Annotated in this window: 11 protein-coding genes and 1 pseudogene; 11 read left to right on the top strand and 1 reads right to left on the bottom strand. The window is 27.4% G+C overall.

The features are described 5' to 3' along the window. Positions 1-87: 87 nt before the first annotated feature. The 6 genes and pseudogenes from BN2920_RS05580 (at position 88) to BN2920_RS05605 (ending at position 8,443) form a co-directional block, all read left to right on the top strand. The gene (locus tag BN2920_RS05580) at positions 88-2,790 is read left to right on the top strand and encodes a sensor histidine kinase (RefSeq protein ID WP_058294026.1); all 2,703 of its coding nucleotides are present in this window, start codon (positions 88-90) and stop codon (positions 2,788-2,790) included. Then, on the top strand, positions 2,783-3,496 hold the full coding sequence (locus BN2920_RS05585) for a response regulator (RefSeq protein ID WP_058294027.1): 714 nt from the start codon (positions 2,783-2,785) through the stop codon (positions 3,494-3,496). The genes BN2920_RS05580 and BN2920_RS05585 overlap by 8 nt, the downstream gene beginning before the upstream one ends. A 126-nt stretch (positions 3,497-3,622) precedes the next feature. Continuing rightward, a pseudogene (locus BN2920_RS05590) lies at positions 3,623-4,888 on the top strand (serine protein kinase); the annotation flags it as partial. Positions 4,889-4,896: 8 nt separating this feature from the next. Further along, positions 4,897-6,072 (top strand): sporulation protein YhbH, encoded by a 1,176-nt coding sequence (gene yhbH, locus BN2920_RS05595; RefSeq protein ID WP_058294028.1) that lies wholly within the window; start codon positions 4,897-4,899, stop codon positions 6,070-6,072. Between the two features lies 1 nt (position 6,073). Next, positions 6,074-7,444, top strand: coding sequence for a SpoVR family protein (locus BN2920_RS05600; RefSeq protein ID WP_058294029.1), 1,371 nt, complete (start codon positions 6,074-6,076; stop codon positions 7,442-7,444). Between the two features lie 339 nt (positions 7,445-7,783). After that, the gene (locus BN2920_RS05605; RefSeq protein WP_058294030.1) at positions 7,784-8,443 is read left to right on the top strand and encodes a GntR family transcriptional regulator; all 660 of its coding nucleotides are present in this window, start codon (positions 7,784-7,786) and stop codon (positions 8,441-8,443) included. Positions 8,444-9,365: 922 nt separating this feature from the next. Here the strand turns inward: BN2920_RS05605 and BN2920_RS05610 are convergent. After that, positions 9,366-11,075, bottom strand: coding sequence for a methyl-accepting chemotaxis protein (locus tag BN2920_RS05610; RefSeq protein ID WP_058294031.1), 1,710 nt, complete (start codon positions 11,073-11,075; stop codon positions 9,366-9,368). A gap of 447 nt (positions 11,076-11,522) precedes the next feature. On the opposite strand from BN2920_RS05610, the gene BN2920_RS05615 reads away from it, so the two are divergent. The 5 genes from BN2920_RS05615 (at position 11,523) to BN2920_RS05635 (ending at position 20,213) form a co-directional block, all read left to right on the top strand. Beyond that, the gene (locus tag BN2920_RS05615; protein WP_058294032.1) at positions 11,523-12,245 is read left to right on the top strand and encodes a LytR/AlgR family response regulator transcription factor; all 723 of its coding nucleotides are present in this window, start codon (positions 11,523-11,525) and stop codon (positions 12,243-12,245) included. Between the two features lie 434 nt (positions 12,246-12,679). Further along, positions 12,680-13,570 (top strand): ATP-binding protein, encoded by an 891-nt coding sequence (locus BN2920_RS05620; protein WP_172437920.1) that lies wholly within the window; start codon positions 12,680-12,682, stop codon positions 13,568-13,570. A 145-nt stretch (positions 13,571-13,715) separates the two neighbouring features. Next, complete coding sequence (locus BN2920_RS05625; protein ID WP_058294034.1) at positions 13,716-18,887, top strand: SpaA isopeptide-forming pilin-related protein; 5,172 nt, start codon at positions 13,716-13,718, stop codon at positions 18,885-18,887. 86 nt (positions 18,888-18,973) lie between these two features. Beyond that, a complete protein-coding gene (locus BN2920_RS05630) occupies positions 18,974-19,573 on the top strand; it encodes a class D sortase (protein WP_058294035.1) in 600 nt (199 codons plus the stop codon). A 97-nt stretch (positions 19,574-19,670) separates the two neighbouring features. Further along, a complete protein-coding gene (locus BN2920_RS05635; RefSeq protein ID WP_058294036.1) occupies positions 19,671-20,213 on the top strand; it encodes a rubrerythrin family protein in 543 nt (180 codons plus the stop codon). Positions 20,214-20,217: the final 4 nt, after the last annotated feature.

Consider the following 20,217-nt stretch of genomic DNA (forward strand, 5'->3'; position numbering starts at 1 on the left):
TATTTATAAAATAATTATTTTGGCTATAGTATAATTTATTTACAAGAAGATTTTATAAAATTAAAATTGATTTTGGAGGTGGAATATATGATAGAGGAGCGACCTAATCCAGATGCAGTCTTAAAACAAATCTTAGATGAAAAAGAAGAAAATGTGAAGAGGAAAGGAAGACTAAAAATATTTTTTGGATATGCAGCAGGAGTTGGAAAAACATTTGCTATGCTTGAAGCTGCACATGAAGCAAAGAAGAGTGGAATTGATATAGTAGCAGGATATATAGAACCGCATACAAGAGTTGAAACACTTGCACTTTTAGAAGGTCTTGAGATGCTTCCTAATTTAAAAATACAGTATAAAGGAATTACATTAAATGAATTTGATCTTGATGGAGCAATCAAAAGAAAGCCACAACTAATTTTAGTAGATGAGTTAGCTCACAGTAATGCAGAACAATGCAGGCATATAAAGAGATATCAAGATATAAAAGAATTGCTGGAAAATGGAATAGATGTTTATACAACAGTAAATGTTCAGCATATTGAAAGTTTAAATGATATTGTAGCATCAATAACAGGTGTAATTGTACGTGAAAGGGTTCCAGATAGTGTTTTTGATGATGCTGACCAAGTTGAATTAGTAGATATTGAACCAGAAGATTTAATTGCACGATTAAATCAAGGAAAAATATATAAAGAAAATCAAGTAAAAAGAGCGCTAGTAAACTTTTTTACAAAGGAAAAATTAGTTGCATTGAGGGAAATTGCATTAAGACGTACGGCTGATGCTGTAAATAAGAAAATAGATAAGGAAAGAGAAAATAACAAGAGTGGCTATTATACTGAAGAACATATTTTAATATGTCTTTCAAGTGCACCAAGTAATGCCAAAGTGATTAGAACTGCAGCTAGAATGGCATCCGCATTTGATGGACTATTTACAGCGTTATTTGTTGAAACTCCAAATACTAAAGAATTCGAAAAAGATAATAGAATTAGTCTGGAGAAGAATTTAAAATTAGCTGAACAACTTGGAGCAAGAATTGCGACTGTATATGGAGAAGATATTGCGAGTCAAATATCAGAATATGCAAAAATAAGTGGAGTATCTAAAATTGTACTTGGTAGATCAAATACGAGGAAAGGATTACTTATAAATAAGAAAACTCTAGTAGATAAGCTGACTGAGCTTGCACCTAATATAGATATCTACATTATTCCAGATAATTCAAAAAAGTATAATAAAATAAATATTAAAAGAATAGAAATACCTAAATTTACAGTAATAGATATTTCAAAAACATTAGGAGTATTATTAATTACTACAATAACTGGATTAATATTTTATAATTTAGGATATGGGGAATCGAATATTATTATTATGTATCTTTTGGGAGTTTTAATTACTTCTATTATCACAAGTGGTAAGACTTATGGAATATTAATATCAATACTGGGAGTTTTAACATACGATTTTATGTTTACTGAACCTAGGCTTACATTAAAGGCATATGATGCTAGCTATCCAGTTACATTTTTAGTTATGCTTGTATCTTCTGTTTTATCTAGCAAATTAGCAACAAGAGTAAAGATAGAAGCTCAAAATTCAGCAAAAAAAGCTTATAGAACCGAAGTGTTGTTAGAAACCAGTCAGAAATTGCAACTTGCAAAGAGTAAAGAAGAGATATTTAATGAAACAGCATATCAAACAAAGAAATTATTGGATAAACCCATAATATTATATATACAAAATGATAAAGGAAATTTAGAACCAATTATATTTAAAAAAGATAATGATACGGATATTAAACAATATATAACAGAAGAAGAGCATGCAGTTGCAGAATGGGTGTTTAAAAATAAAAAACATGCAGGAGCAACAACTGATACATTACCAGGGGCTAAGTGTCTTTATTTAGCAATAAGAAATTATGAAAAATCATTTGCAGTAATTGCAATTCCTATAGATAAAAATGAAATTTTAGATCCATTTGAAAAGAATTTATTAATTGCAGTTTTAGGTGAAAGTGCAATATCCTTAGAAAAAGAGGAGATTAATATAAGTAAAAATAAGATAAAGATGAAAGCAGATCAGGAAAAACTAAGGGCAAATTTGTTAAGAGCTATTTCACATGATTTACGTACTCCACTTACTAGTATATCAGGAAATGCAGGAATTTTGATGAAAAACTCTAATATATTGAATGATGAAAAAAAGCAGGAGCTGTATTCAGATATTTATGATGATTCAATGTGGCTAATAAACTTGGTTGAAAATCTATTATCTATAACACGTATTGAAAATGGTTCAATGAATATAAAAATAGAACCTGAGTTAATTGATGAAGTTATACAGGAAGCTTTACTTCATGTTAATAGAAAGAAATCAGAATACAATATAGAAGTATTGGTAGAAGATGATTTGATGATGGCTAAAATGGATTCCAGACTAATAATTCAAGTAATAATAAATATTGTGAATAATGCTATAAAATATACGCCAAAAGGTTCAAATATAAGAATTTCTGCAGCTAGAAAAGAAAAAATGATTGTAGTTGAAATTTCTGATAATGGATATGGAATTAGTGATTCGGTTAAAGACAAGATATTTGATATGTTTTTTACAATAAATGATAAGCATGGAGATGGCAGAAGAGGCCTTGGATTGGGATTGTCACTATGTAAGTCAATAATAAATGCTCATGGCGGAGAAATTTACGTAAAAGATAATATACCTAAGGGAAGTACTTTTGGATTTACTTTACAGGAAGAGGAGGTTAAACTAGATGAATAAACCACATATTTTAGTAGTAGAAGATGATAAAGCTATTAGAAATTTAATTATAACTACATTAGAGACTCAAAATTATAGATATCATATTGCAGAGAATGGTGAATCAGCTATTATGGAAGCTGTAACATCAAAACCTGATATAATAATTCTAGACTTAGGACTTCCAGATATTGAGGGTATAGATATTATAAGAAAGATAAGAACGTGGTCTAATGTACCAATTATAGTAGTTAGTGCTAGAAGTGAAGATAAAGATAAAATTGAGGCGCTTGATTCTGGCGCTGATGACTATTTAACAAAGCCATTTAGTGTAGATGAATTATTAGCCAGATTAAGAGTTACATTAAGAAGGATTAATTATAGTAATGATATAAAAGATAAAAATAGCAGTTTATTTATTAATGGAGAACTAAAAATAGATTATGCAGCAAGGTGCGTTTTTATGAAAGATAACGAAATTCACCTAACACCTATAGAATATAAATTATTATGTCTATTAGCAAAAAATGTTGGTAAAGTTCTAACTCATAACTTTATTTTAAAAGAAATATGGGGCAATGTTTTACCTAATGATACACCTTCATTAAGAGTTTTTATGGCAACTCTTAGAAAGAAAATCGAAGAAAAGCCATCAGCTCCCAAATATATTCAAACTCATATAGGTGTTGGATATAGAATGATAAGAATTAATGATAATATAGAATGAAATTACTGTATATATAAGGGGTATCGCATAAAAAATCTGCGATACCTCTTTTTTATGCATTATAAATTCAAATTAAACTTTGTAGGTGTATAGTATCTTCAGGCTTGTCCCTAAACAGTAAATTAAGATACTTCAATATTAACAGGATCTATAGATATATCAAAAATGGATTTATATTCAGAAGATGACCCAAGAATATTCTCATTAAATGGTGCATTTAACGTTGGTAATAGAGGTTTAGTTGAATTTATTGAAGTATTCAAAAATGATGTTGAGTATCTTCATACAATAATTACAGCAACACAAGAAAAATCTGTTCCATCACCTGGAAAAGGATCAATGATTTATTTTGATGGTGTTATCGTAGCTCATTCAAATGAAGCTGAATGGAATAAGTTTAAATCAGATCATACTAATGAAGCTATTTTAGATAGAATAGTAAAAGTTGAAGTTCCTTACTGTTTAGAGCTTGATGAAGAAGTGAAAATATATGAAAAAATATTAAAGAAGAGTACTTTTAAAGCACATATAGCACCACATACAATTGAAATTGCTGCTATGTTTGCAATACTTTCAAGGCTTATACCTTCATCCAAGGTAGATACTATGACAAAGCTTAAGATTTATAATGGTGAAGAAATAGTTGAAAAAGGAACTACAAAGAAGATTGATATAGGTGAACTTAGAGAAGAAGCAGGGCAATATGAAGGAATGAAAGGAATAAGTACAAGATTTATAATAAAAGCTATTGATAATGCACTCTCAGAATCTGAATATGACTGCATAAATCCTCTTAGTATAATGGAAAGCATGATCAAGTCTGTTAAAGAAATGGACATTGGTGCTGATGATAAGAAGAAATATCTTGCATTTATTCAAGATAGTATTAGAAAAGAATATAATAAAGTTCTTGAAAAAGAAATTACTAAGGCATTTATACATTCATTTAGAGAACAGGCAGAAAGTCTATTTAATAACTATATAGATAATGCTGAAGCATATGTAAACAAAACAAAAATTAAAGATGATTCTACAGGAGAAGAATTAAATCCAGATGAAGATTTCATGAGAAGCATAGAAGAACAAATAGGTGTATATGCAGCATCAAGCAAAGGATTTAGATCTGATGTAACTTCTTATATGTTTTATATTGTTAGAAATGGCGGAAAGCTTGATTATACATCTTATGAGCCATTAAAAGAAGCTATAGAAAAGAAATTAACAGCTTCAGTTAAGGATTTATCAAGAATAATAACAAAATCAAAAGTTAGAGATAAAGAACAAGCGGAAAAATATGATTCTATGGTTGAAGAGATGAAAAGAAATGGATATTGCCTTCACTGCTGCGATGTAATATTAAAATATGCAGCTAATAACTTATGGAGGGATTAAAGTAGTATATGGCTATTTTTAGGGATTATACTAACAATCCAATTGATCATGACAGATCCATAGAAGATAGAAGAAGGCATAGGCAGCTTGTAGAAAAATCAATAAAAGAAAATCTAGGTGATATATTATCAGAAGAAAGTATAGTTGGAGAGAGTAAGAATAAAAAATTTAAAATACCTATAAAGGGGATAAAAGAATATCAGTTTGTTTATGGAAAAAATTCTAAAGGGGTAGCTACTGGAGTTGGAAATGAAAAACGTGGACAAAAGATAGGAAGTGGTGAAAATGCTCCAGGTCAAGGAAACAAAGGAGCGGGAAATTCTGAGGGAGATGATGTATATGAAACTGAAATAACCTTGGAAGAGCTACTTGACTATATTGCTGAAGATTTGAACTTACCTAATTTAGATGAAAAGAAGTATTCAGAAATAATAAATGAAACTAGTGGTAAGAAAAAAGGTTATCAAACACATGGAATAAGACCACGTTTGGCTAAGAAAAAAACAGTAGCAACCAAGATTGCTAGAAAGCAATGTAAAAAGAGAGCTTTAAGTGAATTAGGCAATGAAGAAGAGCTTGAAAGATTTCCATTTATTGATGATGATTTAAGATATTACAGGGTAAAAGTAAAGCCTAAAAAGGTTAGTAATGCTGTTATGATTTTCATAATGGATGCATCAGGTTCTATGGATGTTACAAAGAAATATTTGGCACGTTCTTACTTTTTCGTATTGGCTACTTTTTTAAAAAGAAAATATAACAACATTGCTTTTGAATTTATATACCATACAACAGTGGCTAAAAGAGTAGATGAATATGAATTTTTTCATAGATCTGAATCAGGAGGAACTTATATATCAAGTGGAATTAATGAAGCATTAGCATTAATAGAAGAAAAATATCCAATTGCTGCATGGAATATTTATCCTATATATGCTAGTGATGGCGATAATTGGTCTGAAGACAATGAGAGAGCTGTTAAAGCTGTTAAGAAAATTTGTGAAATAAGTAATATGTTTGGGTATGCAGAACTTTTACCGTCAACATATACAACAACCATGTATCATAAATTCAAGAAAGAAATAACAAATGAAAAATTTGTTCCTGTAATAATAAAGGAAAAGAAAGATTTATGGGAAGCACTAAAAGTTATGCTTAGGAAGGAGCTAAAGGAGGAAGGTTAGTTTGGATTATACAGTAGAGGATTTAAAAATATGGAATGAAAAGATAGAAAAAAAGGTTGAAGAATATGGATTAGATTTTTATCCACAGGAATTTGAAATGATAGGATTTAATGATATGATTGGATATGAGTCTTATGTGGGTATGCCATCAAGATATCCCCACTGGAGCTTTGGAAAATCATATGAGAAAAATAAAATGTTATATTCTTTAAATCTTACAGGGCTTCCTTACGAAATGGTTATTAACTCTGATCCTTGTTTAGCATATTTGATGAAAGACAATACAGTGTTGCTTCAAATATTAACAATGGCTCATGTATATGGTCATAATGATTTTTTTAAGAATAATAGATTATTTAAACAAGGAACTAAAGCTAAATATACTTTAGAAATGTTCAATTTGAATTCAAAGATTATAAGAGAATATATAGATGATCCAAGTATTGGATATGAAAAAGTTGAAAGAATATTAGATGCAGCTCATGCTATAAAATATCAAGTTGGAAGAACAATTGGAGTTAAAGAGTTATCAGATAATGAAATAAAAGAAAGCATAATAAAGGATTATGAGAGTAAAAAAGAAAATCGAAGTTTTTTAGATTCTTATGAAGAAATTAAATTGCCTAATTTAGATAAAATACCATTAGAGCCAGTAGATGATATTATGGGATTTATAATAGAGTATGGTTCTCTTAAGGAATGGGAAAAAACAATTTTAAGTATTGTAAAAAGAGAAGCTGAATATTTTCTTCCTCAAATAGAGACTAAGATAATGAATGAAGGATGGGCAAGTTATACTCATTATAATATATTAAAGCAGCTAGATTTACCACAAGAGCTATATTTAGAGTTTATTAAGAGGCACAATGATGTAATAGCACCAGCTATAGGTGGCTTAAATCCATACTATATAGGATTTAAAATGTTTGAAGATATAGAAAAAAAATATGGAAAAGAAAAAATTTTTGAAGTTAGAGCTATCGAAAGAGATTCTTCATTTTTACGTAGATATTTAACACAAGAATTGTGTGAAGAGTTAAATCTTTTTGAGTACAATCAAAGAACATTCGATACAATTATTGAAGAAATATCAGATGAAGATGGCTGGAAAACTATACGTGATACATTAAGTTATACATGTGGTATGGGAGGAATACCATATGTAAGAATCATTGATCTTAATAAAAATGATAGAACTCTGACTTTAGAAAATGTATATGATGGTCGAACTTTGGATTTATCATATGCAAAAGCAACCTTACAATATATACAAGAGCTTTGGGGATATGATGTTAAATTAATTACTAAAGGAAGTGATAAGCAAAGCGTAGTTATGTTATGTAATTCAGAAAAACAAATAAATATATTATAAGGCATATATAATTATCAAATATCAATGCTCAATAATCAGTTAAGGAAAATTTTAAATATATTTTAAGAAATTCTAAAAGAATTTCAACTTAAATTGATAATTGGGCATTGAAAAATGATAATTTAATATTGAATAATTAAGCATAAAAATCATATAAACATATAATTGACAGTTTATGTTGATAGACGTATTCTAAGCATAGAGAGAAATAATAATATGCATTAAATAAAAATGATTATATAATTTTATGTGAATATAGATTTTATTTATTCATATAAAATTAGGATGTATTTGAATAGAATATGTATACAGTATTCATAAATGGGAGGTAAGTCAACTGTGGAAAAACTTGGCTCAATAAAAAAAAGTAAATCATTAGCTGATAAAGCATATGATACAATAAAAGAAGCAATAATTTATAATAAATTAAAGCCAGGAGAAATATTAGCAGAAGAAAAGCTGGCAGAAGAATTAAATATTAGCAGAACACAAATAAGATCTGCATTATCTAAACTTGTGTTTGAAGAAATTGCATTTATAAACAAAAATAAAAATGTAATAGTGTCTGATATTACTCAAAAAGATATTGATGATATATTTTTTATACGTGAATCCCTAGAGCCATTGGCAGTGTCTTTGCTAAAAGATAAAATAACAAAAAGTCAGATAGAAGATTTAAAAAATAAGTATATAGAACAATTACATACCATAGAACAATTTGATGGATATAGCTTTATAGAATTAGATTATGATTTTCATAATACTATTTCAGAATATACAGGAAATTCATTTTTGAATGAAACAATAAAAAAGGCAACTCTAGTAACAAAACGTTTTTTAATATTGTCTGGTACTGTACCACAATATAGTATTATAGCTAATAAGGAACATAAAGAAATAATTGATTATATAGAACGAGGACAATTTGAAGAAGCAAGTGAATCAATGCTTAGACATTTGAAGAATGTAAAAGAAAAAATATTAAGAAAAAATGCATAAATGTCTGATAATCTAAATTATTAGTGTCTTATCAATAAAATACTGAAAGTAAAATAATTAATGATTAATATACAATTAAAGGCAATAAAGTCAAAGATTTTAAATTTTTGACTTTATTATTTTTTTATATCAATGTGTTGTATACAGAATATAAAAGATATAGAACCAAGGAGTAAGTATATATAATATGAAGGGGGTAAGGCTAAAAAGAATAATTGAATGGCTGTAATCATCTTTTTAAAATCGTCTATTAGATAACGTAGATAAAAAAGAAATTCAATTGGAAATAGCAAGAAAGGTATCTTAATAATTAAAAAGAGCTTATATGTTATAATTTATAATTAAAAAAATATTAGGAAAATGAAGAAAAAACTATTGTATAAATATTTAGAATAAGGTAAAATACCCAGAATTTAAGAATTTAAGAATTTAAGAATTTAAGAATTTAAGAATTTAAGAATTTAAGAATTTAAGAATTTAAGAATTTAAGAATTTAAGAATTTAAGAATTTAAGAATTTAAGAATTTAAGAATTTAAGAATATGCTTATTTTATGCGGGATTATAAAGGAGTTTTTAAGGAAACACCTGCTCATATACATTCGTAGGTGTAAGCGATTCGCACCAAATACAAGATTTGGGTTCTCTGCTTAAGAATATGCTTATTTTATGTGGATTAGAGTGTGCAAATAAATTTTTATCTCAAATTAATATATTATTTTGAGATGACCCCAAAAAGATGAGTCTATATNCTTATTTTATGCGGTATAGAAGGGATTTTTTTAGAAGAATTTTTTGACAATCCTAAAAATCCAAGAACTCTAGATTTTCTTTCTAAAGTATTATAAAAATATATAAATTAAAACACACCATGTAAAAGTTAAATTTTACATGGTGTGTTTTTGAAATTTATTTAAAATGAATCTAAAATTTTAACTTATATAAAGAAATTTTATCACGTATAATTTGCGATTGCTCAGATAGTGTTTCAGTAGAGGCAGCAGTTTCTTCAGCAGTTGCTAAATTATTTTGAATTATATCAGAAATGACATCTATTCCAGAAGTCATTTGTGATATTGCATCAGCCTGGTCTTTAGATGCAGCAGTTATTTCATTTATTAAAGCAGAAGTTGAATCAACATTTTTTACAACATCATTTAATGTAATATTAGTATCTTTAGCCAAAATTTCAACATTATTAATTAATTTTAATGAACTTTCTATAATTTTGGTTATTTTGTTTACAGCATTTGAAGATTGTTCGGATAACCCTTTAATTTCATCAGCAACTATAGCAAAGCTTTTTCCTGATTCTCCAGCTTTAGCTGCTTCTATAGCTGCATTTAAAGAAAGGAGATTTGTTTGCTCAGCAATATCTTCTATTGTGCTGATAATTTGTGATATTTGCTTAGATGAAATACTTATATCTAAAATTGAATGTAATAAAATATTCACTTGATTATTTCCATTTTCGATAATCTCTTTTGTTCTAATATAAGAACAATAAGCTTGTTCTGAATTGCCAGAATTAAGATTGACTTTTTCTGATATTTCACTAAAGCTTGCCTGAAGCTGCTGGATTGCACTAGCTTGATTAGAAGCACCGTCAGATAAAACCTTTGTTATTGAAGAAATTTCTTTAGCGCTATTAGCTGTGAAGTCAATTGAATTATGCATATCTGAAAAACTTATATTTAATTGCTCGATTATTTTATTAAGAGCAGTATGTATTGGAATAAAATCACCGATATACTCAACTGATGAATTAGTAGATATATTTAAATTTCCTAAAGATAAGTTTTCTAAAGTAACAGTTATATCAGCTATATATGATTTAATCATATTAATAGATTTTATAAGTGCCTCAGACATTTGTCCCATTTCATCGGTAGAAATATAATTGTTTTCTACATCTAAATTTCCATTAACAATATTATTAGCTATAGTAGTTACATTATTAATTCCACTAATTAATGTGCTTTTTAGGCTTTTTCCCATTAATCTTGGAATGATAATAAGAAAAATCATTAAGATAATAAGTGCAGATATAGCTATATTTCTATAAAATACTGAGCTATTAACAAACGATAATGCACTTTCTTGTGATGAATCGTATAGCTTGTCTATGAAATTATCACATATATCCATTTGAAAGCCATATTCATTTTGTTTTTCTTCAATTTCTTTTTCAGTATCACTATTTTTTATTAAATCAATTAATTCAACTCTTAGTTTTTCTGTTAAATCAATATTAGTAGTAAGCTCATTTATTAAACTACCGTCTATTGTAGAAATGTTTCGGAGAATTTCAATATCTGCCTTTAGTTCATTAGCAGAGTTATCGGAATTTTTTAAGAATATATTTTTGTTTATTGTATCAGTTTGGACCACTGCCCTATATATGTTTTTATCACTCTCTTGTAAATTAAGTCTAATATTTGATATAGTTTTTGAAAGCAAAAATGGACCTTCATAAAGAGCAGAAGTTCTCGAAGATGTAAATAATAGTACGCCTATAGAAATTATCATAGTAATTAGAGTTAGATTTAATATATTTATAAATATTAAATCTATTTTTTTACTTATTTTTTTGTTTTTTACATTAATCAAATTATTTTTGTGCTTTAATTGCATAATAAGTACCTCCTAAGAAAATAAAATAATCTATTTAAAACATTTACATTTTTTATTATAGCAGAATAAAAAATATATTAAATGAAATATTAAAAGAATTTAGATAAATTTAAAATAAAACCATATTATGTAATAAAAGATTGACTAAGATAAATTAAGTTTAATATATAGTAGAATTAATTGATATGAATGTTTTGTTTATGTGTAGTAATTATTGAAGACTATTATTGAATTGAAGGAAGTTAGACTGAAAAAAATTTATTTCTAAGAGTACTTTAAAAAATGGAAAAGAAAATACATCTACAAGCATTATGCTATATGCTATAATAGTAAATAATGCTATAGAATATATTTTTTGTATTAAGATACATAAGATGAAAATTATTGAGAGAAATTATTTTATTAATTGCAAGTCAAGTGAATAAGTATTATTATAGGGGGGATATTTTGAATATTGCAGTAGTTGAGGATATGAAAAATGATTTTGATATAATATCAAATTTTATAGATAAATATTACAAAAAAAAGCATATATCATATAATTTACATGGTTTTAAATGCGAAAAAGAGTTTTGTGATGAATTTGAAAAAGATAAGTTTGACATAATATTTTTGGATATTTATATAGATAATTTAAATGGAATGGAATTAGCAAGAAATATACGTAAAAAAGATGAGAAATGTTTAATAATATTTTCTACTGTAAGTAAAGAATTTGCAATAGAAAGTTATGAGGTTAGAGCCTTTTATTATTTGCTGAAACCATATAGCTATGAACAGTTTATGGAGGTTATGAATTTAGCACATAAAGTCTTGCCAAATCAAGTGAAATATATTGAAGTTAAAGAAGCTCGTATAAATATAAAAGTATGCTTAGATGACATTATTTACATAGACTACTATAATCATTATATTCAAATACATACTAACTATAGGATGATTAAAAGCTATATGAAGTTTAAAGAGATCATGGAATTACTTGAACCATATAAGCAATTTTTATATTGTTATCGTAATTGTATGATAAATATGAGCAAAGTAAGTGGTATTAGGGAAAAAGACTTTGTAATGAAAAATGGAGAAATAATACCAATATCTAAAAAACATTGCGGAGAAATCAAACAGTATTTTGCAGATTACATATTTGATAAGATGAGAGGTGCCTTATAATATTGAGCAATAAAATCATGATAATTGAAATAATATTGAAATTGCTTCCAAGTTTTTGCATAATTTTCATGGTGTTTAGTAAAAAATTTCGGTTTTCTATTTGGACTACTGCCATTATCACAGTTGCAGTATCTGCTCTTATTATAAAATCTGTAATTATATTTTATGATTATGATTTATATGCAAAGGAGAATTTATTTTGTTCACTTATATATTTTCTCCCAATACTAGTATCTTTAATGTTGATGATAAAAGCATCAGTTTTTCAGATCTTGTTTGTCTATTTCTTAACAAAAACTTATATGGATAGTGTTAATTTATTTTCGTTATCTTTTAGTATAATCTTTTTTAATTGTAATTATGGTAACTTTAGTTATAAATATTATTTTTTGTCAAAGATAATTGTATTGGTCTTATCGTATCCAATTTTAAATATGTTTATATTAAATTTATTAAGGTCATTAATTGATGAAGAAGGGCAAATAGTATTTTGGAGATATTTTTGGATTATTCCAGCTTCTTTTTATGCTATATATCGTGTTATTATGCCTTCAAGTCATGAAAGCCAAATTAATGAATTAATTCAGACAAGCTTTTTAGTGACTTATGTTTGGTCAATAGGATTATTCTTATCGTATTTTATTATTTTACATACATTTTCGGAGATTATTAAAAACGGAAAAATAAAAGAAGAACTGGAGATATCAAAAATTAAAGTTTCACTACAAAGAGAACAATATGATATGCTAAAAAAAAATATCGAAGAATCGAGAAGAATGAGGCATGATCTAAAGCATTACATAATTGCATTAAAAGGGCTTGTTGATAAGGAAGATATTGAAGGGGTAAGGAACTATGTATATGATTATTGTAGAGATGCAGAGTTAGATGAAGGAATACCTATATGTAAAAATTATGCAGTTGATTCAATTATTCAACACTACTTAAGGGTTGCCAAAAAGAACTTAATTAAAATAAAAATCGCTATAAATATTCCTAAAGAACTCTACAAATTAGAAAATGATCTTTGCATAATACTAGGGAATTTATTAGAAAATGCCATTGAAGCTTGTATACGCCAATTAAAAGAAGAAAAATTCATTAATTTAAGTATTAAAATGCAGGATGAGAAGATTATAGCCATTTTAATTGAAAATAGTTTTGAAGGCAAAATTAATTGTAGAAATGGCATATTTATTTCTTCAAAGCGTAATGAGGCTGGAATAGGAATAGAATCTGTAAAAAGCATTGCTAAAAAACATTGTGGCATTGCAAATTTTAAATATAATAATAACATATTTGAAGTTTCAATATTGATTAACTAATAATATATTTTAATTCAGTAAAAAAACAACTATTTTGGTAAATGTGTTGTTTTTTATTTTTTTGTGAATAATAATTATTAAATAATATATGTTTAGAAATAATAATAATGTTTCAAGATTAATTAATAAAGAATGGGGAGAGAATATGGGAGATAAAAAAATGATTTTAAGAACAAAAAGATTACAATTGAAAGACTCAATAAAAAAAGCATATATGAAGAGAATGATATCAATTTGTTTAGTTGTATCTTTTATAATTGGATTTTCATTAGATTTAAATGTATTTGCTGAAGATAAAAATGATTTTAGTAAATATGTTACTAGTATGAACTTTTATGATGGTGATAATAATGAAATTTCAGATGGCAGCACAATTTCCACCAGTGACAAAATTAAGGCAGAATATAATTTTACTATTTCTAGTTCGGATATTTCTAATGGAAATTTAATATTAGAATTACCAGAAGAATTAGAAGTAGAAAAAAGTAATATTGAGGTAGAGAGTGATGGATATATTGGGACAGCTAGTAATGAAAAAAACAAAACTATCATTTCTTTAATGGAAAATTCACAGTATAATACAACTGCAGATGAAGTGACAACTTCAGATGGGGTTACAGTAAATGAAGATAAAAAAATAAAGGGTAAATTAGAATTAGAAATGAAATTTGATGCAGAGAAAGTAGAAGGATTAGCTTCTAAAATAGTTAGATTAACACAAAATGGAATCGAATTTGAAGATTTTAATATTATGAAGCAACCAGCATTATTGGCTACAAATATAGATTTTCCATTTATTACAGGAGTTTATTTGAGTGATAAACCTTTTAATAGTTCTGGAATTGATATTACAGCTGATAATTTTGAAACAGAATATAATGATTATTACACAAATACATTAAAGGATAAAGAATTAGAAAAAAGTTCACAAATGTATGTAGGTTATAAATTTGAAATACCAGACACTGTTACAGTAACTGAAGGTCAACAATTTGTAATGAATATACCAAATGAATTTTTAAAGCCATCTGAAGATACAATAGTTCTTAATGATACTGATGGAAATAAAGTAGCTGATGTAACTTATAAAAATGATAATCAAATTATAATTACATTTACTGAATTTTCAGAAGGGCATTCAGATGTCACTGGATATTTTTGGTTTGGACGATCTTTAAATAAAGATAATATTGGAAATACAAATCCAGTGCAAATAGCTTTTGATATACCGAAATTTGGGACAAAGAAGTATGATCTGAATTTCAAGCAACAGCCGTTTGAAGAATCTGATCCAATAATTACTAAAGATGGTTCGTATTCAGCACAAGATCAAGTTATAAATTGGAAATTAAAAGTTAAAGCAGGAAATTTGGATAAAAAAGATGTTGTGATTAATGATGTATTAAATACAAAAGAACATACCTTTAAAAATGGAAGCTTTAAGGTGGATGGAATTTCAGTAGGTAATCCTACAATCACAGAAGATGCAAATTCTAATACCTCAACTTTAGAATACACGTTAGATAAGATTACAACAGGAAATCCATCACCAGAGAGAACAATTGAATTTCAAACTATACCTGTTCAATCTATTCTTGAAAGTCAAGGAGTTAAAACAAACATAACTAATAAAGCATCATTAGAATTTGAGAATAATAATGGGACAAAAGAAATTGTAAATTCTAATGATAAGACTGTTACTGTTATTAATGATTTTATTAATAAGACTGGAGAGTATAACCCTGCTACAAAAGATATATTATGGACAGTTAAAATTAATAATAGCAAAGTTAATTTTAATAATCCAATCATTACAGATACTTTGCAAGAAGGTTTATTCTTAGATACAGATAGTGTAAAACTAGATAATAAAGATAGTGTTATTAACACAGACTTTACTTATGACTCTAGTAGTAGATTATTTACTTTTAATAATTCCCCAGAAGATAATAGTGCTCATACATTAACATTTGTAACAAAGATAGATTCAGATAAACTTCAACAAGCCTTTCATACTCCAATTACATTTAATAATAAGATAGATTTATCAGTTAATGGTCTTTCGTATTATTACAATGCACCAGGAGTTGGTGTTGGAGTGGATGGAAATGGAGAAGCAATAAGTAAAAGAGCTGTTTCATATGATAAGAAAACAAAAAGAATAAAATGGGAAATAACTGTAAATACCATTGGTCTTAATATAACTGATGCAAAAGTTACTGAAGCTATAGGAAATAATCAAAAATATGTTGATCCCTCAGCAGAAATTGACGGAGTAGCTGCTAAATTTGATGAAATCACAAATACAATTTATGAAATTTCCTTGGGAAATATTACTGGAAGCAAAGTTATTACTTTAGAAACTGAGTTGACAAATGATAATATCATATATGGGAATGGAAATGCAAGTGTTTACAATTCATGTAACTTAACAGGATCTAACATAGGCATATATACATCAAATGATGTTCCACAAAATGTTGACAGTACTTTGATTAGAAAATCTGGAAAATACAATTATGCTAATCGCCATATAACATGGACAATAGATGTAAATAAGTCTGAAACACCTATACAGGATGTTAAGATTTTGGATGGTATATTAAGTGGACAAGAGTTTCTTAAAGATACATTTAAAGTTATACGCCAATCAGGTAATACTGATGATACGTCAATTACTACAAATGTGGGAAGTAAATTAATTTATACACCTAAGGATTCATTAGAATTGGAGAAAGGTGGAGATCTTGTTTATGACTTTGGAAACATTAGTGACTGCTATCAAATAACCTTTGATACGCAAATACCAAATGATAATGAATTTGATGAAAATAAAGATAAAGTAGTAACTAATGAAGCTAACCTTACTACATCAGAAACATCGAAAGAGATTAAAGATTCAAACACAGTTACAATTAAAAACTATCTTGTTTATAAAGATTCACAATACACACAAGGGAATGACTTTATAACTTGGGATATATATATAAATAAAAATAATATCAAATTAGATGGATTTAAAGTTATTGATGATATAAAAGATGGTCTTCAAGTTGATATGGATTCAATAAAATTATATGAAGTTGAATTAACAGGTGATGACTATAAGACAATTAACAATAAAATAGAAGTTTCTGCATCTAATTATACAAGTAACTATTCAGCAGATACTAGAAAGCTTGAAGTTAACTATTCACCTTCGACTACAAAATCATATTTACTAGAATTTGATACAATTGCAAAAAGTTCTGGAAGTTTTTCTAACTCTGTAAGCTTAGATGGTAATTCTACTCTTTATACATCCGAAAAGACAGGAATTAATGTAAGTTTCTCAGATGATATATATGGTGGTGGTGCATCTGGGACTTCAGGCTCTGTTATAATAACAAAAGTAGATAAGGATGATAATAATAAAAAGCTTGATGGAGCTGTCTTTGAGCTTATTAAAGATGAAAAAGTAGTTCAAACCTCAGAACCAACTGTAAATGGAGTTACTAAATTTACTAGACTGAAATTTGGTGTTGACTACCATATAAAAGAAATAAAAGCTCCAAAAGGATATGTTTTAGATGGCACTAAAGATACATTAGTAAATATAAAAAAAGACACAACGATACCAGCAAATAATGTTAAGAAAATCAATATTATTAATGAAAAAATAAAGAAAGATATTAAGTTTAAAAAAGAAGATTCTGATGGACAACCAATTAAAGGAACAGAATTTAAGCTTTACTTAGCAAGTGATACATTCTTTTCAGATCCTAAGGGAACAGCAGTAAGTGATGAAAATGGTTTTGTATTATTTAAAGATATAGCTGTAGATCCAAGCAAGAGTGTTGAGTATGAGATTAAAGAAACAAAGACTCCAACTGGATATGTTACTTATGCAGATAAAATTACTGCTACAATTGCACCAGATGGAAATAATGACTATGTAGTGAATGTTACACCTTCTGAAGTTGTAAATAAATTTATTCAAAAGAATATAAAGTTATTAAAAACTTCAGCAGATGGGGCTAAGCTAAAAGGTGCAACTTTTATGTTATATAAAAATGGAGATGAAACTATTCCAGTAGGCGACCCAGCGTATAGTGATGAAAATGGAATAGTGGAATTTAAAGATGTTGACTATGGAGATTATGTAATTAAAGAAACTCAGGCACCAAATGGTTTTGATCCATCAGCAGATTCAATTGTTGTAAACAAGTCAGACTTTGAGACAGCAGATGCTTTCTTTGATAAGGGAACAGTAGTTAATACAAAGACAAAACCACAGAAAATTATTGAATTTTATAAAGAATCTGATGGTGGAACAACATTAAAAGATGCTATATTTTCTATTTATAAAGAAACGGATACTGATTTTAAAAGCCCTGTATCTATTACAGGAAGTGATTCTACTGGCTTAGTTAGATTTACAAATATTAAAGCAGGGGATTACAAAATTAAAGAAACAAAAGCTCCAAAAGGATATGAACTTTCTGATACAGTAATTAGTATAAAAGAAAGTGACTTTGAAGTGGCTGGAGAAGTTATAAAGACTAATCCATATAAGATTGTTAATAAAGAGATAATTAAGACAATAGAGCTTTATAAACAAGATATAAATGGTAATCCATTGAAAGATGCGATTTTCTCATTATATAAGTTGGAAGATGTTAATTTTGAAAATCCTATTTCGTCAGCAGTAAGTGATGATAATGGAATAGTAAAATTTATAAATGTTAAAGCCGGAAATTATAAGATTAAAGAAACAAAGGCTCCAGAAGGATATAAATTATCAGAAGAAGTAATTAATATAACAATTGATGAATTTAATGGGACAGATGATGTTATAAGAACATCACCATATGAATTCATAAATAAATTAATTCCAACAAATGGAGGTGGATCAGGAGGAGGTGGTGGCTCATCTTCAAGTTCAAAGAAGCACAAGGATGATAAAGATGAGGAAGAAATCATAACTACGGATCCTGAGGAAAAAACTGAAATAGATAATAACACAAAAGTTGAACAAGAAAATAATCAAAACACAGGAAATAATTTTTTAAATGCAACTGAGGGTTCACCAAGTGGTTCTCAATATACTTTGTATGATAAGAATGGAAATGAAATTTCTGCTGGTGTAGATACCAATGGTACTAATGGTACCAATTATACCAGTGGAGAAGAAAAAATAAAAGCTAAGAGTAAAAAGGAAAAATTACCACAAGCAGGAAGATTCATTGATTCTACAGTATTAATTATTTCAGGTTTAATATTAATTATATTAGGCTTTGCATATAATTTAAAAAGGAAGAAATCAGTAAAATTCTAATTTAGAAAAGACTGCCTTAAAAGACTAAGACTTTTAAGGCAGTTTTTTAATAAATATCTATTTATATAAAGGGAGAAGTCAATAAAATGATAAAGAAATATTTAGGCAAAATGCTTATAGCTTTGGGCTGCATCATTATTATTGTAGCAATTTCATTAAAAATAATTACTGATTATAAACAAAAAAAGATAGTAGATAATTATAGAGATTATATTTCAAATATGCAAAATGAAGACAAATCTTTTAACGAGAATAAGAAAGCGTTTGAAACATATACTTCTCAAGAACAATCAAGCAATATAATAGGGATCTTAAGTATCCCCAAATTAGATTTGAATGTTGGCATTGGTGAAGGGGTAGATAATGAAACATTAAAATATTCTGTTGGACATTTCTCAGATACGGCTATGCCAGGTCAGAAGGGTAATTTCTGCGTAATTGGACATAGAAGTTATACCTATGGAGAATTTTTTAATAGATTAGATGAAATTGAAGAAAATGATGAAATTATTGTTGAATATAACGGAAAAGAGTTTAAATACAAAGTTACAGAAATTAAAGTAGTAAAGCCAGAAGAAGTATCTGTATTAAACCAAAGTGAGGAAGAAGAAATAACACTAATAACATGCACTCCAATTAGAGTAGGATCTCATAGACTAATTATTAAAGGAATCAGAGAACAATAGATTATAGGCAATGGATAGAAAATTAAATAAAAGCTTTAGTAGCAGAATTAAATAAAGTGAATATTTTATTTATATGTAATAATAGTTGGAGATTTTTATGGACTTGGAAGGAAGCAGAACAGAAAAGAATCTATATAAGACTTATGCAGGAGAATGCAGAGCTAGAACGAAATATAACCTTTATTCTGAAAAAGCAAGAGCAGACGGATATGTTTGGATATCAGAAATTTTTAATATGATAGCAGGAAATGAATATGCTCATGCAAGAGAAGCATATAAAAGATACTTAAAAAAAGTCTGCGATACAGAAAATAATTTAATAGATTCAGCCCTTGGAGAAGCTGAAGAAAGTCAATTTATATATAAAGAATTTGAAAAAGTTGCAAGAGAAGAAGGTTTTAAAGAAATTGCAGATTTTTATAAAGAATTGCAGGAAGTAGAGGAAAGCCATAAAGAAATATTCTCAAAATTAGCAAAAGAAGTAAAAGGTGAAACTATATTTAAATGTGAAGAAGTTTGTTACTTTAAATGTTTAAATTGTGGATATATATATGAAGGTAAAGAAGCACCAGATAGATGTCCTTTGTGCAAATATCCAAAATCATTTTTTGAAAAAATAGAAAATATAGATTGTAAATAGGAGT

Source organism: Clostridium neonatale, assembly GCF_001458595.1.
Lineage (GTDB): Bacteria > Bacillota > Clostridia > Clostridiales > Clostridiaceae > Clostridium > Clostridium neonatale.

What these genes read in the sequence shown, in the direction of transcription:
- BN2920_RS05620 (WP_172437920.1), top strand. Translation starts at nt 12,680, where the DNA reads ATGTTTATATTAAATTTATTAAGGTCATTAATTGATGAAGAAGGGCAA.
- BN2920_RS05585 (WP_058294027.1), top strand. Translation starts at nt 2,783, where the DNA reads ATGAATAAACCACATATTTTAGTAGTAGAAGATGATAAAGCTATTAGA.
- BN2920_RS05625 (WP_058294034.1), top strand. Translation starts at nt 13,716, where the DNA reads ATGGGAGATAAAAAAATGATTTTAAGAACAAAAAGATTACAATTGAAA.
- BN2920_RS05635 (WP_058294036.1), top strand. Translation starts at nt 19,671, where the DNA reads ATGGACTTGGAAGGAAGCAGAACAGAAAAGAATCTATATAAGACTTAT.
- yhbH (WP_058294028.1), top strand. Translation starts at nt 4,897, where the DNA reads ATGGCTATTTTTAGGGATTATACTAACAATCCAATTGATCATGACAGA.
- BN2920_RS05630 (WP_058294035.1), top strand. Translation starts at nt 18,974, where the DNA reads ATGATAAAGAAATATTTAGGCAAAATGCTTATAGCTTTGGGCTGCATC.
- BN2920_RS05580 (WP_058294026.1), top strand. Translation starts at nt 88, where the DNA reads ATGATAGAGGAGCGACCTAATCCAGATGCAGTCTTAAAACAAATCTTA.
- BN2920_RS05610 (WP_058294031.1), bottom strand. Translation starts at nt 11,075, where the DNA reads ATGCAATTAAAGCACAAAAATAATTTGATTAATGTAAAAAACAAAAAA.